Consider the following 13,600-nt stretch of genomic DNA (forward strand, 5'->3'; position numbering starts at 1 on the left):
CTCGCGTTGACCTGAACTGGACGTTGAGGCCACGCGTGTCATTCCCGTGACGCGGTGCCGTCGCACCTAAACTGACCTTGATCCAGCAGGGAGGGGCAGCGACGTATCAGCGCCAACGACGGCACCGACGAGGCAGGCAGTCGGCGCGCACAAGAGGCCAGCATGGGACCGGCCGGGGAAGGCCCTGGGCCGGTTCGTTGTGCTGAGCGGCCTCGCTGGGTTGCCCCAATCCGGCGCGCCGCGCGGCTGGCGAGTACGCGCGGTAGCGATCGCAGCCGACGAGAACAGCGCCGCCCGGGAATTCCGGCGCTGGACGGCCTGCGTGCGATAGCAGTCGCATTGGTGCTCGCCGACCACGGCGGCATTCCCGGATTGGCCGGTGGGTTCCTGGGCGTCGATATCTTTTTCGTGCTCAGTGGTTTTTTGATCACCTCGCTGCTACTCGACGAGCTCGGCCGAACTGGCCGTATCAGCCTGGGCGACTTTTGGATTCGGCGGGCGCGGCGGCTATTGCCGGCGCTGGTATTGATGGTGCTGGCCGTCGCGGTCGCCCGGCATCTCTTTCCGCCCGACGCGGTTACAGGGCTGCGCGACGAGGCTGTCGCCGCATTCTTCTGGGCGGCGAACTGGATGTTCGTTGCGCAGCAGACCGACTATTTCACCCGGGGCGCACCGCCCTCACCCTTGCAACATGCCTGGTCGCTCGGTGTAGAGGAGCAGTACTACATCGTGTGGCCGCTGCTGCTGATGGGGCTGGCGGTGATATTGGCGGCGCGCGCACGCCGCCGAGGCAGGTTGGCCACCGTGGGCGGCGTTCGGCTGGCCGTTGTCCTGCTCGCCACGACCGGCGCACTGACATCTGCGGCCCTCGCCGTCCTGCTCGCCTCGGATGCGTCACGTGACCGGGTCTACTTCGGCACCGACACCCGGGCGCAGGCGCTGTTGACCGGCGCGGCCGCGTCGGCGCTTCTGGTGGGCGATTGGTCGTCGCTGAACCGCGGTTGGTCGCTGATCCGGACCCGTTGGGGCAAATGGGCCGCCCGACTGTTGCCGGTGATCGGCCTTGCGGCGTTGGCCGTAGCCGTCCACTACGCGACCGGCAACGCCCATGAGTTTCGCAACGGTCTGCTGGTGGCGGTGGCAGTGGCCGCCGTCCTGGTCGTCGCACCGGTGGCATTGGACCAGCGCGGGCCCGTCGCAACCGTGTTGTCTTGGCGTCCCCTGGTGTGGCTGGGCACCATCTCCTACGGCGTTTATCTGTGGCACTGGCCGATCTTTCTGGTGCTCAACGGCGAGCGGACCGGCTGGTCGGGGCCTGCGCTGTTCGCTGTCCGGTGTGCAGCCACGGTGGCACTGTCGGCCGCATCCTGGTGGCTGATCGAACAACCGATCCGCAACTGGCGACCGCTGCGGGTACCGCTACTGCCACTGGCCGGAGCTACCGCCACCACCGCCGCCGCAGTGACAATGCTGGTCGTTCCGGTCGGTGTCAAAACGGGCGGAGTTTCTGATAGCGGCCTGCCGCCCGGTATTTCGTCCGTCGCGGTCGTTTCACCGTCACCGCCGGGCGGCACTCGGCCCGCGCGGGCAGTAGCGCAGCGAGACCCGCGCCGGCCATTTACCGTATCGGTGTTCGGCGACTCGATCGGCTGGACGTTGATGCACTACCTCCCCCAGACCCCGGGCTTCGATTTCGTCGACCACACCGTCATCGGCTGCAGCATGGTGCGCGGCGGTCCCTACCGGTATCTCGAACAGACCTTGGATCAAAAAAGCGAATGCGAATCCTGGCCGAGCAGATGGGCCGCCCAGATTGCCGAGGACCAACCGGATGCCATCTTGCTGGTCGTCGGACGCTGGGAAACAGTGGATCGGGTGAATGAGGGACGTTGGACCCATATCGGTGACCCGGCATTCGACGCCTATATCGCCGGTGAGCTGGATCGCGCAATCGGCATTCTCAGCTCCACCGATGCGCCGCTGACGGTGGCTAACCTGCCCTACAGCCGGCAGGGCGAAAAGCGGGACGGTAGTCTGCATCCAGAGGATCAGCCCGAGCGGGTGGACCAATGGAACGCATTGCTGCGCCGCACTATTGGACAGCGTGCCGGTGTCGGAATCCTCGACCTGAACAAGAAACTGTGCCCCGAAGGCGTCTACACCGCCAAAGTCGACGGGATCCCGGTGCGTAGCGACGGCGTGCACCTGACCGCCGAGGGCGTCGAGTGGCTGATCCCGTGGCTCGAGGAATCGCTGCGGTAGGCGCTACTCAGTTAGGTACGGCCGCTGATCTCCATGCTGCCGGACTCGCGGGCAAGGAAGTTGACACTCATGTAGCCGTTGTCCGGGTGGCGCACATAATCCAGGTAAGGCTGGGTGTCGGCCATGTCGGTATTGTCAGCAACGAGAAGGCTTCCCGGTGACAGCTGGGGTTCTAGCAGCTTGACCACCGGCAGATACAGCTCCTTCCATCCGTCGAGCAACACGAAATCGACCGGCCCGTCAAGGCTCTTCAGCGTTTCGAGCGCGTCGCCGTCCAAGACGGTGATCAGGTCATCTAGCCCGGTTTCGGCGAAAGTCTGTTTTGCCGTCGCGATCTTGCTGGCACTGAGTTCGGTTGTGACGACTCGGCCGACACCGTTGTCACGCACCGCCGCCGCCAGGTGAATCGCCGAAATACCGAAAGACATCCCGAATTCGACAATGGTGGTCGGCCGGGCTGCCCGCACCAGTGCATACAGCAGCCGACCTGCCTCCGGTGTTACCGGGATGTAGAACTCGCTCATCGCGTCCGCGCGTTCTTGGGCGCCGGCGGACTGCCCGAAGTCACCGCGGCGTTCGCGCAACTTGGGCAGCTGATCGCTGGCCGCCGTGTACATCCGGTCGAGGGCAGCCGCGACGCCGGAATTCTGCAGGGTAGTAGCCATGGCCACGAGCGTAGGCGACACCTTTTTCGCCCTCCGTTTGACGGGCACCGGAGTTGGTGCCACCATGGAACGGCAGCATCTCGGTAGGTGAGGCGTCTGCACGGATATAGGCCACTGACCCCGAACGTCGAGAGACGCCCCGGGTCAGGACAGCTCTTCCCGGCTTAAGGGTTGAGCCCAAGTGGCTTCCGGATGGTGATCCGGATACGCCGTGCAGTGCCGAAGCTCCGACGAGAGGGATGCGCGTCCGCGGGTTTTCCGTCGGGCGTTCTTTCCTCGCTGTGCGTGCACTGTAGCGACACCCGCGTGTGTCCTGGCCGTGAGGAGGTGAGGGCGAGATGAGTCCCAGCGATAGTCCTTATCCGTATTCGATATCCATTTCGTCCCGACCCGGTCGCGGCATTCCTGCAGCCTGAGCCTCCCCCTGTGCGGGGTCTACTCCAGGCCGCCGGACAGCCTGCGGTCCGGCCGGGCTGCCGGCAGGAGATGATCATGGCATTTGTTGTTGCACACCGTATTTCGCCCATGCTGCACGCCAGCCGCCGGGTGACCGCTCGGTGGCGGGCACGCCGCAACCTGACTCCGCAGGAGCGGGCGAACCTGTATGTATCGCGGATGGCCCCGGCCGTCATCACGGCCTCTTTGGGTGGGCATCCGTCCCACGGCAACGCCTGCTGACACGTCGAATCGCACTGGCTACGGCGGCAATTGAAGCCGCCGGGTTAGCGCGCGGCCTGCAACTCAGCTGATCAGTTCTGCCAGAAAGGGAGACGCCGATGACGTCATCCTCCACTGAGGTACGCCGCGACACCGGCGCCGCGGTGGCCGTTGAGACCGCTGCGCTGGACTCCGCGCATGTCGGCGACATCGTCGGCGCGTTCGGGCGTATCGGCCGCCACGACAATGGAATTCGGCACAGCCGCTGGCAGCGGCTGCGAACGCTGATGGTCATCAGCGGGCCCGGGTTAATCGTGATGGTCGGCGACAACGATGCCGGCGGTGTCGCGACGTACGCGCAGGCCGGGCAGAACTACGGGATGGGCCTATTGTGGACTCTCGTACTGCTGATCCCAGTGCTCTACGTGAACCAGGAGATGGTGCTGCGGCTTGGTGCGGTCACCGGAGTCGGGCATGCCCGGCTGATTTTCGAACGGTTTGGGAAGTTTTGGGGTGCGTTCAGCGTCGGTGACTTGTTGTTGCTCAACGCGCTGACGATCGTCACCGAATTCATCGGTGTCGCATTGGCTCTCGGGTTTCTGGGCTGTCCGAAGGCTGTGGCGATCCCCGCCGCCGCGGTGTTGCTGTTCGCGGTGGTGGCCGGCGGCTCGTTTCGGCGGTGGGAGCGGCTGATGTTCGTGCTGATCGCCGTGAACGTGTTGATCATCCCGATGGCGCTGATGGTGCATCCGACGCTGGATGTCACGGCCCGCGGACTGGTGCCGCAGTTTCCCGGCGGGATGAACTCCACGGTGTTGCTGCTGATCGTCGCGATCGTGGGCACCACCGTGGCGCCGTGGCAGCTGTTCTTCCAGCAGTCCAATGTCGTCGACAAACGCATCACGCCCCGCTGGATCCATTACGGCCGCGCGGATCTGATCCTGGGCATTGTCGTGGTGATGGCCGGCGCGGTAACGCTGATGGCTTGCACCGCCTTCGGGTTCGCCGGAACCAAGCATTTCGGGCATTTCACCGACGCGGGCGCGGTCGCGTCCGGCCTGTCACACCACGTCGGCGGCACGGTCGGGGTGCTGTTTGCGATCGTGTTGTTGGACGCGTCGCTGATCGGCGCTAATGCGATCGGGTTGTCCACGACCTACGCCATCGGCGATGCATTCGGCAAGCGGCACTCCCTGCACTGGAAGATCTCCGAAGCACCGCTGTTCTACGGTGGCTATGCCACCATCCTGGCGGTTTCGGCTGCCGTCGCGTTCAGTCCCGACCATATCCTCGGTCTGATCACCCAGGGTGTGCAGGCGCTCGCCGGTGTCTTGTTGCCGTCGGCGACCGTCTTCCTGGTCCTGTTGTGCAATGACCGGCCGGTGCTTGGCCCCTGGGTAAACAGTGTGCGGCAGAACATTTTCGCGTGGACGACGGTGTGGTCTTTGGTGTTGCTGTCACTGGCGTTGACGGCCTCGACTCTTTTCCCGGGCCTGCCCACTGCTGTGCTGAAGGCCGGCTTGCTCATCGGCGCGGTAGCCGGGGTTTTAGGCGGCGCGACGGTGATCGCTATTGCGCGCCGTTCCGCCGATCAGCGCACCGCGGAATCGGTGGCAGCCACGTTCGGTGGGTTGAGCACCGGCGAAGTCGAGGAGCTCGACGACATCGGTACGCTGACGCGCGCCGAACGGCACGCCGTCCATCGTGAGTACCGCGCGAACTGGCGCACACCGGCATTGACGACGCTGGCGCGTCCGGTCATGTCACCGGCCAGGAGGGCCGGGTTGTTCACCCTGCGCGCGTACCTGGTGGTCGCGGTGGCGCTGGTTGTCGTCAAAATCGCCCAGGCGGGTATGGGCTGAGCAGCGCGGGCATTGACTGTGAAGTGACGGCGGAAATTTCGCCGAAATCCCGCCAACGATTCACACTCAATGCTCGGGACGCACCGCGCCCGCCGACTGCTGCGGCAGCAGCACAATCTTGCCGTGGGTATGCCGCTGCTCGAGCTGTTCGTATGCCTCGGCGACCCGGTCGAGGGGATAGGTCGAGGCGATGTCGAAGTCAATCGCACCGCTGACAACCAGGTCCGCCATTTCCGCCAACACCGCCGGTGTCGACGCGTCCATGCTGCCTTCGGTTTTCGCGCCGACTTCCGCTGCCTTGGCGAACGAAATGATGGTTTCGATCCGCTCCGGTGCCACACCGAGATCGACGGCCAACTGGACATAGTCTGGCCCGAACAAGTCGATGAACGCGTCGATTCCGTTCGGCGCGGCGTCTTGCAGCCGAGCGGCCAGCCCCTCGCTATATCTGATCGGAGTCACGTCGTGGGTGCGTAGCCAGTCGGCGTTGCGTTCCGAGGCGATACCGAGCACTCGCGCTTTGCGTAACGCCAGGAGCTGCACTACCAGGCTGCCCACTCCTCCGGCGGCCGCAGACACCGCAACGGTTTCACCCGGTTCCGGCGCGACTGCCCGAACGGCGGCATAGGCGGTCACACCAACGACGTACAGCGAACCGGCGACTTCCCACGATAATTCGGTGGGTTTGGGAATCAGCTGGTCCACCGGGACGACGGTGTGGGTGGCCTGGCTGGATCGGCGCAAGCTGAAGCCCAGCACCTCGTCCCCGATCGCGAAGTCGGTCACCCCGGTTCCCAGACCGGCCACCACCCCGGCCAAGTCACTGCCTTGGCCGGAGGGAAACGTCGCGGGGAACATCTCATGCATTGCTCCGACCCGGATGCCGGCCTCGCCCGGGTTGATCCCCGCGGCGCGCACTTCGACGAGCACCTCGCCATTGTCCGGCGACGGCATATCGATCTCAGCCACGTACAACTCTTCACGCCCGCCGTAGCGGTCGAAACGAACAGCGCGTGCTTTCTCAGATGGCATCGTGGACTCCTGCCTAGCGCTTCCCTCTGGGGCGCGAACCGGTCATGCAAGGGTTCGCCGATCGCTTCAACGGCGTTGCCACCGAACCCAATTTCGGGCTGTTCTGATCAGGCCACCACTTCGATCGGGTCACCGATGTGCACGGTGTCGAAGTACCAGGCGGCATTGTCCGGGCTCAGGTTGATGCAGCCGTGGCTGACGTTGGCGTATCCCTGTGAGTCCACCGACCACGGCGCGGAATGCACGTAGACGCCGCTCCAGGTGACGCGCACCGCATAGGAGGCCGTGATCTTGTAGCCGTCCGGCGAATTCAATGGAATCCCGATGGTGCGCGAATCCATCACGACGGTGCGCTCTTTGCCCAGCGCGGTGAACGAACCGATCGGTGTCGGGCGGCTGGGCTTGCCCATCGACGCCGGCATCGTGCGCAACACCTCGCCGTCGACGCTAACCGTGAATGTATGCGCGGAAATCGAGGCGACGGCCAGCACTTCCGAGCCAGTCTCGAAGCCGGTCGACAGGCCGTGCACGTCGACGGCCACGTGGCTGTGCGACGGCCAGTAACTGTCGGGAATGAATTGGACGGCGTCGTCGTCCACCCAGTGGAAATGCCCGCTCGTGTGCCTGGGCGAACTGACTTTGATTGTGCGCTCGATGGCGGCGCGGTCGGTGACCGGTCCGGTGAACGTGACGACGATCGGATGAGCCACACCCACCGTTTGACCGTTGGCAGGCTGGATGGACGCGACGCCGACGGCGGGGTTAGGCGGCGCAATCGCGGCCATGCTCGGGCTGGCCGAGCCCGCCACCCCCATCGCGGCAACAGCCACCGTGGCCAACACATATCGAACCGCTTTACGCACGGTCTTCACCCTCCGAGATGGTGCGATCGACCGCACCGCATTTTGTTTTCATACATCTACCCGTCCAGGGTACCCAGCAAACCCAATACGAGCCCGACATCAGCCGTTATGCAGGCCTGACCGCAGGGCGGTAAACCGCTCGCAAGGTCAAGGCGGCCCGCGGACTCGATATCGAACCCGTCGGAATAGTCGCTGTACGCACGCCCTGTGTTACACCGAAGGTTATGAGCGATCCGTACACGTGTCCGCGGCCGGGTTCAGCGGCGTTGGTGCTGATCGATGTGCAGCGTGACACCTATGCCGACGGCGGGCAACTGCGCGTCGCAGGAACCCGGGAAGTGATCCCGGCAATGGCCCGGCTGGCTGCGGCGTTTCGCGAACGCTCGCTCCCGATCGTCCATGTCGTCCGGCTTTATCGGCCGGACGGTTCCAATGTCGACCTGGTGCGGCGGCAGTCAGTCGAACAAGGTGCCCAACTCCTGGCGCCCGATAGCGCGGGCTCGCAGATCGCACCGGAGTTGTTACCCAACGCCGTTGAGTTGGACCACCACCTGTTGCTGCGCGGCGGCCTCCAACGACTGGGCACCTATGAGCACGTGATGTACAAACCCCGGTGGGGCGCTTTCTATCAAACCAAGCTCGAACAACATCTGCGCGACAGTGGCAGTGACACAGTGGTTTTCGCGGGCTGCAACTTTCCGAACTGTCCGAGGGCCTCCATCTACCAGGCGTCCGAACGCGACTTCCGGGTCATGTTGGTGTGCGACGCAATGTCTGGCCTCTACGACCGGGGCATCGAGGAATGCCGTCGGATAGCTGTTGATGTTCGAGATTCGTCGGCGACGTTGGCGTGGCTCGACGGAGAGCTACCGTGACTCTCAACAAGCTGGTCGGCTCGGTCGCCGAAGCGGTCGCCGACGTCCCCGATGGCGCCAGCCTGGCCGTCGGCGGCTTCGGGTTAGCCGGTATCCCATGGCTTCTCACTGAGGCACTGCTGAGCCAGGGCGCTGGCGACCTGACGATCGTCTCCACCAACTGCGGTGTCGACGGCGCCGGCCTGGGGCTGCTGTTAGACGCGCATCGGATCAGCCGGGTGATTGCCTCGTATGTGGGCGAGAACAAAGAATTCGCCCGCCAATACCTGGCCGGCGAACTCACCGTCGAGCTCACCCCGCAGGGCACCCTCGCCGAGCGGTTACGCGCCGGCGGCAGCGGCATCGGCGCGTTCTTCACCCCCACCGGCGTTGGAACCCTGGTCGCCGACGGTGGGCTGCCGTGGCGCTATCACGTGGACGGCAGCGTCGCATTGGCCTCGCCGCCCAAGGAAGTCCGCAGCTTCGGCGGCAAGCAGATGGTGCTCGAAGAGGCGATCGTCACCGATTACGCGCTGATTCGCGCCGCGGTTGCCGACAAGGCCGGCAACTGTCGGTTTCACGCGGCGGCCCGCAACTTCAACCCGCCGGTCGCGATGGCGGGTCGTGTCACCGCCGTCGAGGCCGAGCGGATCGTCGATGTCGGCGAACTGCGCCCCGACGATGTGCACCTGCCGGGTGTCTTCGTCCATCGGGTTGTCGCACTGACCCCAGAACAGGCTGCGCGCAAATACATTGAGAAACGCACTGTCCGGCGGGCGGGGCCGCAATGACCTGGACCCGCGATGAAATGGCCGCCCGCGCCGCGCAGGAACTGCGCGACGGCGATTATGTCAACCTTGGCATCGGCCTGCCGACCCTGATCGCCGACCACATTCCCGACGGCGCCGACATCACGTTGCACGCCGAGAACGGCATCCTGGGCGTCGGCCCGTTCCCGTTCGAGGAGGACGTGGACCCGGATCTGATCAACGCAGGCAAGCAGACTGTCTCGGTCCTTGCCGGTGCATCGTTCTTCGATTCCGCAACCAGTTTCGCCATGATCCGCGGCGGCCACGTCGACGTCGCCGTGCTGGGTGCGATGCAGGTCGCGATGAACGGCGATCTGGCCAACTGGGCTGTCCCCGGGTCGATGGTGAAGGGGATGGGCGGTGCGATGGACCTGGTCGCCGGCGCCCGTCGGGTCATCGTCCTCATGGATCACGTCACCAAAACCGGTGCGGCCAAACTGGTTTCCGCCTGTCAGTTGCCGCTGACCGGGCGTGGTGTGGTCACCCGGATCATCACTGACCTGGCCGTACTCGACGTGTCAGGCACCGGCTTCACGGTGGCTGAACTGGCGCCGGGCCTGGAGATCGCAGACGTCGCCGCCAAGACCGACGCGCCGGTGTTCTAGCCGGCGGCCTTCACCCGGGTAGCCGCTGACTCCGGCATCGGTTCATAGCGGGCGAACGACCGGGTGAAAGAGGCAGCGCCGTGCGACAGCGAGCGCAGGTCGATGGCGTAGCGGGTCAACTCCACTTGTGGCACTTCGGCTTTCACTACCGTTCGGTCGTTGCCTGCGGTGTCGGTACCCAATACGCGGCCGCGCCGTCCCGACAGATCACTCATCACCGCGCCGACGAGATCGTCGGGCACCAGCACCGAGATCTCGTCGATCGGCTCGAGCAGAGTCACTTTGGTCGCCGCAGCGGCTTCCTTGAGTCCCAGTGAGCCGGCCATCTGGAACGCAAAATCCGACGAGTCGACGCTGTGTGCCTTGCCGTCGAGCAGCGTGACCCGGATGTCGACGACCGGGTAGCCGGCGTGCACTCCTTTTTCCATCTGCGCGCGGACCCCCTTCTCCACGCTCGGGATGAACTGACGCGGCACTGCGCCGCCGACCACTTTGTCGACGAACTCGAAGCCCGAGCCCTCTGGTAGCGGTTCCACCTCGACGTCGCAGACGGCATACTGGCCGTGCCCGCCGGACTGCTTGACGTGGCGGCCGTGGCCTTTTGCCTTGCCGGCGAACGTTTCCCGCAGCGGCACCCGCAACGCCACGGTGTCCACCGTCACGCCGTAGCGGTTGGCCAGGCCGTCGAGCACGACGCCGGCGTGTGCCTCGCCCATGCACCACAGCACGACCTGGTGGGTCTCGGGATTCTGCTCGATGCGCAGGGTCGGATCCTCGGCGGCCAGCCGGCCCAGTCCGACCGACAGCTTGTCCTCGTCGGTCTTGGCGTGCGCTTGGATCGCGATCGGTAGCAGTGATTCGGGCATGGTCCAAGGTTTGAGCACCAGCGGTTCGGCTTTGTCGGAGAGGGTGTCGCCGGTCTCTGCCCGGCTGAGCCGGCCGATCGCGCACATGTCGCCGGCCAGTACGACCGGCGCGGGCCGCTGCTGTTTGCCGAGCGGAAACGACAGCGTGCCGATGCGCTCGTCCTCGTCGTGGTCGAGGTGGCTATTCCCGTCACCAAAAAAAGATGCAAAATGGCCCGACACGTGAACCGTCGTGTCGGGCCTGATGGTCCCGGAGAACACCCGGACCAGACTCACCCTGCCGACGTAGGGGTCCGACGTCGTCTTCACCACCTCGGCAAGCAGTGGCGCATCGGCGTCGCAAGTCAACGTGGCGTGCGAGGCGCCCTGCGGGGTAAACACCTCCGGCAGCGGATGTTCCAGCGGGGACGGGAATCCGCGGGTGGCGATCTCCAGTAACTCCAGCGTCCCGACGCAGGTTGCGCTGCACACCGGGATCACCGGGAAGAACGAACCCCGCGCGACCGCCTTCTCCAGGTCGTCGATGAGCACCGACTCGTCGATTGTCTCCCCGCCCAGGTAGCGCTCCATCAACGATTCGTCCTCGGACTCCTCGATGATCCCCTCGATCAGGGCACCCCGGTGTTCCTCGATCTGATCGGCATACGCGGGGTCCGGTGAATGGGTGGTTCGCTTGCTGCCGTCATACTCGTAGTGAGTCTGCGACAGCAGGCCGATAAGACCGCTGCCGGCCGGCAGGTACAGCGGTAAAACCTTGTCACCGAACGCTTCTTGAGCAGCCGACAGCGCGTTCTGGTAGTTGGCGCGGGCATGGTCGAGCTTGGTGATGACCACTGCACGCGGCATACCGACCTGGCTGCACTCCTGCCAAAGCGACTTGGTCGGCTCGTCGAGAGCCTCGTTGGCGGCGATCACGAACAGCGCGCAGTCCGCGGCGCGCAGACCGGCCCGCAACTCGCCGACGAAGTCGGCGTAGCCGGGAGTGTCGATGAGGTTGACCTTGATGCCGTCGTGTTCCAGCGACGCCAGGGCAAGCCCCACCGAGCGCTGCTGGCGGATCTCGGCCTCGTCGTAGTCGCACACCGTGGTGCCGTCGGCGACGGTTCCGGGTCTGGACAGCACACCGGACGCGACAAGGAGGGATTCGACGAGGGTCGTCTTGCCGCCGCCGGACGGGCCGACCAGCACCACATTGCGTACGGCGGCCGGACTGTCCGCGGTGGGCGCTGATCCGGCTCCTTGGGAAGTATTCGCCTTGTCTGCCATGACGGGTTTCTCCTCATACGCCGCGCCTCGGGCCTACTAGGTCACCATTCTCTTTGCGTCCGCGCAGCACAAGAGGAGAATTCAGGCGTGCCAGCTGCTCCAGCGGCTCACCGCAACCGCGATAACCGGACCGTTCAACGGAACCGATTGATACTGGGAGTATTTGGCGCGCAGCAGGTTGTAGCCCAGCTGTAGCGTGTCGTCGTCGCGGTGGATCGCCGCGATTCCGTCGATGCGGACCCACCACAACTGTGCCCAGTCGTCGCTGTAGTGGTCGGCGAGCACACTCACGTGTGGGCTGTTCTCGATGTTGGCCAGTCGGCGCAACCGCGTCGTGCTCTTCGGCTTCGCGTCGACGGCGGTGTAGACGACCTCGTCGCGCACCGCGAACACCACCGGCACCAGGTGCGGCGTCCCGTCAGGTGCGACCGTGGCCAGCCGGGCGACCGGCGCGCCCGCGAAGCGGGCCTTGGGGTCGAAGTCGACCACCAGGCCAGCCTAGGGGTGGGCTAGGCCGCTCACCAGCAAACCGTCGCGATCGCCGAGACCGGCCTGGGCCGTTTGCCCGGACGGTGCCGTGGTTACTCCCTATCGCGTGTCTTGGACCCGGATGCGGGCTACGGTGAAGTGGACTAGTTCGCGCCGTCGCAATCCGACGCTCGAAGAATTCGGGTGGGTGTCCACCTTGCAGGAGGTATCGGGATGAGCGGATCACACCGCCGAACGCCCTGGTGGCGGTCGTGGTTACTCGAGGTGGCGGCGGTGGTGGGACTGGTCGCTGCGTTGGCGGCTCCGGTAGCGCCGGCCTATGCCACGCCGTTGGCGCCGCCCGGTCCGTCGGCGCCGCCGGCCGACCCGTTGGCGACTGTCTCGCAGGTGGGGCCGCAGATCGTCGACATCGACACGAAGCTGGGATACCAGAGCGCGGTCGGCGCCGGGACCGGCATCGTGATCGATCCCAGCGGGGTGGTGCTGACCAACAACCACGTCATCGCAGGTGCGACCGACATCAGCGCCAGAGCCATCGGCAACGGGCAGACCTATCCGGTCGAGGTGATCGGCTATGACCGCACCCAGGACATTGCGGTATTGCAACTCGGCGGCGCGGCCGGATTACCGGTCGCCAATATCGGTGACTCGTCGGCGGTCAAAGTCGGCGATCCGGTCGTCTCGCTCGGCAACGCCGGTGGTGTCGGGGGAACGCCGAGCGCCGTGTCCGGCAAAGTTGTCGCGCTGAACCAAACGGTGTCGGCGTCCGACTCGTTGACCGGTAGCTCCGAGACGCTCAACGGTTTGATCCACGTCGATGCTCCCATCCGTCCCGGCGATTCCGGGGGCCCCACGGTAAACACCAATAACCAGGTGGTCGGCATCAACACCGCCGCATCCGACAACTACAAACTCGGCGGCGGTCAAGGTTTCGTGATTCCGATCAATCAGGCCATGGCCGTCGCCGGGCAGATCCGCTCGGGGGCTGGGTCGCCGACCGTGCACATCGGCCCGACGGGTTTCATGGGTGTCGGGGTCAACGACTCCAGCGGCGGTGCGGGCGCGGCGGTGCTGCGGGTGGTGTCGAATGGTCCTGCCGCCCAAGCCGGGATCAGCCAGGGCGACGTGATCACTTCGATCGACGGCGCCCCGGTCAACTCGGCGACCGCGTTGACGAATTTGCTTGACCAGCATCATCCCGGCGACACCATCAGTGTGGGTTTGCAGAATGGTGGTACTCAGCGCGCGACTAACGTGACGCTGGGGGAAGGGCCGCCCGGCTGATATCAGTGCAGCTGACACATCGTCGGCGGGGCTCAAATATGGGGCGCTGCAGATGATTCCGTGCGTCCGACGGAGGGTACGCATAA

12 protein-coding genes and 1 riboswitch are annotated in these 13,600 nt (G+C 65.3%); of the genes, 7 read left to right on the forward strand and 5 right to left on the reverse strand.

The window, feature by feature from the left end; genetic code table 11:
• The first annotated feature begins 228 nt into the window (after positions 1 to 228).
• Positions 229 to 2,262, forward strand: a complete 2,034-nt coding sequence (locus AC5Y49_RS21485; RefSeq protein WP_499891152.1) for an acyltransferase family protein — start codon at positions 229 to 231, stop codon at positions 2,260 to 2,262.
• 11 nt (positions 2,263 to 2,273) lie between these two features.
• Here AC5Y49_RS21485 and AC5Y49_RS21490 read toward each other — a convergent pair whose 3' ends face one another.
• Positions 2,274 to 2,927 carry an O-methyltransferase gene (locus AC5Y49_RS21490; RefSeq protein ID WP_499890984.1) on the reverse strand — a complete coding sequence of 218 codons (654 nt, stop codon included), beginning with the start codon at positions 2,925 to 2,927 and terminating at the stop codon, positions 2,274 to 2,276.
• Positions 2,928 to 2,999: 72 nt separating this feature from the next.
• Positions 3,000 to 3,173, forward strand: a riboswitch (M-box (ykoK) riboswitch).
• 246 nt (positions 3,174 to 3,419) lie between these two features.
• On the opposite strand from AC5Y49_RS21490, the gene AC5Y49_RS21495 reads away from it, so the two are divergent.
• Together AC5Y49_RS21495 and AC5Y49_RS21500 are read left to right on the forward strand one after the other, a co-directional pair.
• Positions 3,420 to 3,605 (forward strand): hypothetical protein, encoded by a 186-nt coding sequence (locus AC5Y49_RS21495; RefSeq protein ID WP_499891171.1) that lies wholly within the window; start codon positions 3,420 to 3,422, stop codon positions 3,603 to 3,605.
• 98 nt (positions 3,606 to 3,703) lie between these two features.
• Entirely contained in the window at positions 3,704 to 5,446 is a 1,743-nt protein-coding gene (locus tag AC5Y49_RS21500) for an NRAMP family divalent metal transporter (protein ID WP_499890986.1), read from the forward strand.
• A gap of 66 nt (positions 5,447 to 5,512) precedes the next feature.
• On the opposite strand, the gene AC5Y49_RS21505 is transcribed toward AC5Y49_RS21500, so the two are convergent.
• Together AC5Y49_RS21505 and AC5Y49_RS21510 are read right to left on the reverse strand one after the other, a co-directional pair.
• Positions 5,513 to 6,478 carry an NADP-dependent oxidoreductase gene (locus AC5Y49_RS21505; RefSeq protein WP_499890989.1) on the reverse strand — a complete coding sequence of 322 codons (966 nt, stop codon included), beginning with the start codon at positions 6,476 to 6,478 and terminating at the stop codon, positions 5,513 to 5,515.
• A 107-nt stretch (positions 6,479 to 6,585) separates the two neighbouring features.
• Positions 6,586 to 7,341 carry a L,D-transpeptidase gene (locus AC5Y49_RS21510; RefSeq protein WP_499891154.1) on the reverse strand — a complete coding sequence of 252 codons (756 nt, stop codon included), beginning with the start codon at positions 7,339 to 7,341 and terminating at the stop codon, positions 6,586 to 6,588.
• A 224-nt stretch (positions 7,342 to 7,565) separates the two neighbouring features.
• On the opposite strand from AC5Y49_RS21510, the gene AC5Y49_RS21515 reads away from it, so the two are divergent.
• The 3 genes from AC5Y49_RS21515 to AC5Y49_RS21525 are packed head-to-tail and all read left to right on the forward strand — an operon-like array spanning position 7,566 to position 9,609.
• Positions 7,566 to 8,216, forward strand: coding sequence for a cysteine hydrolase family protein (locus AC5Y49_RS21515; protein WP_499890991.1), 651 nt, complete (start codon positions 7,566 to 7,568; stop codon positions 8,214 to 8,216).
• On the forward strand, positions 8,213 to 8,986 hold the full coding sequence (locus tag AC5Y49_RS21520) for a CoA transferase subunit A (protein WP_499890994.1): 774 nt from the start codon (positions 8,213 to 8,215) through the stop codon (positions 8,984 to 8,986). The genes AC5Y49_RS21515 and AC5Y49_RS21520 overlap by 4 nt, the downstream gene beginning before the upstream one ends.
• Positions 8,983 to 9,609 carry a 3-oxoacid CoA-transferase subunit B gene (locus AC5Y49_RS21525; protein ID WP_499890999.1) on the forward strand — a complete coding sequence of 209 codons (627 nt, stop codon included), beginning with the start codon at positions 8,983 to 8,985 and terminating at the stop codon, positions 9,607 to 9,609. The genes AC5Y49_RS21520 and AC5Y49_RS21525 overlap by 4 nt, the downstream gene beginning before the upstream one ends.
• Here the strand turns inward: AC5Y49_RS21525 and AC5Y49_RS21530 are convergent.
• Together AC5Y49_RS21530 and AC5Y49_RS21535 are read right to left on the reverse strand one after the other, a co-directional pair.
• Entirely contained in the window at positions 9,606 to 11,741 is a 2,136-nt protein-coding gene (locus tag AC5Y49_RS21530; RefSeq protein WP_499891003.1) for an elongation factor G-like protein EF-G2, read from the reverse strand. The two genes, AC5Y49_RS21525 and AC5Y49_RS21530, sit on opposite strands and share 4 nt — an antisense overlap.
• Positions 11,742 to 11,822: 81 nt before the next feature.
• Positions 11,823 to 12,230, reverse strand: a complete 408-nt coding sequence (locus AC5Y49_RS21535) for a TIGR03668 family PPOX class F420-dependent oxidoreductase (protein WP_499891005.1) — start codon at positions 12,228 to 12,230, stop codon at positions 11,823 to 11,825.
• A 213-nt stretch (positions 12,231 to 12,443) separates the two neighbouring features.
• Here AC5Y49_RS21535 and AC5Y49_RS21540 point away from each other — a divergent pair, with 213 nt between their 5' ends.
• A complete protein-coding gene (locus AC5Y49_RS21540) occupies positions 12,444 to 13,514 on the forward strand; it encodes a S1C family serine protease (protein ID WP_499891006.1) in 1,071 nt (356 codons plus the stop codon).
• Positions 13,515 to 13,600: the final 86 nt, after the last annotated feature.

The organism is Mycobacterium sp. NGS62 (assembly GCF_059812285.1).

What these genes read in the sequence shown, in the direction of transcription:
- AC5Y49_RS21490 (WP_499890984.1), bottom strand. Translation starts at nt 2,927, where the DNA reads ATGGCTACTACCCTGCAGAATTCCGGCGTCGCGGCTGCCCTCGACCGG.
- AC5Y49_RS21495 (WP_499891171.1), top strand. Translation starts at nt 3,420, where the DNA reads ATGGCATTTGTTGTTGCACACCGTATTTCGCCCATGCTGCACGCCAGC.
- AC5Y49_RS21500 (WP_499890986.1), top strand. Translation starts at nt 3,704, where the DNA reads ATGACGTCATCCTCCACTGAGGTACGCCGCGACACCGGCGCCGCGGTG.
- AC5Y49_RS21505 (WP_499890989.1), bottom strand. Translation starts at nt 6,478, where the DNA reads ATGCCATCTGAGAAAGCACGCGCTGTTCGTTTCGACCGCTACGGCGGG.
- AC5Y49_RS21515 (WP_499890991.1), top strand. Translation starts at nt 7,566, where the DNA reads ATGAGCGATCCGTACACGTGTCCGCGGCCGGGTTCAGCGGCGTTGGTG.
- AC5Y49_RS21525 (WP_499890999.1), top strand. Translation starts at nt 8,983, where the DNA reads ATGACCTGGACCCGCGATGAAATGGCCGCCCGCGCCGCGCAGGAACTG.
- AC5Y49_RS21530 (WP_499891003.1), bottom strand. Translation starts at nt 11,741, where the DNA reads ATGGCAGACAAGGCGAATACTTCCCAAGGAGCCGGATCAGCGCCCACC.
- AC5Y49_RS21540 (WP_499891006.1), top strand. Translation starts at nt 12,444, where the DNA reads ATGAGCGGATCACACCGCCGAACGCCCTGGTGGCGGTCGTGGTTACTC.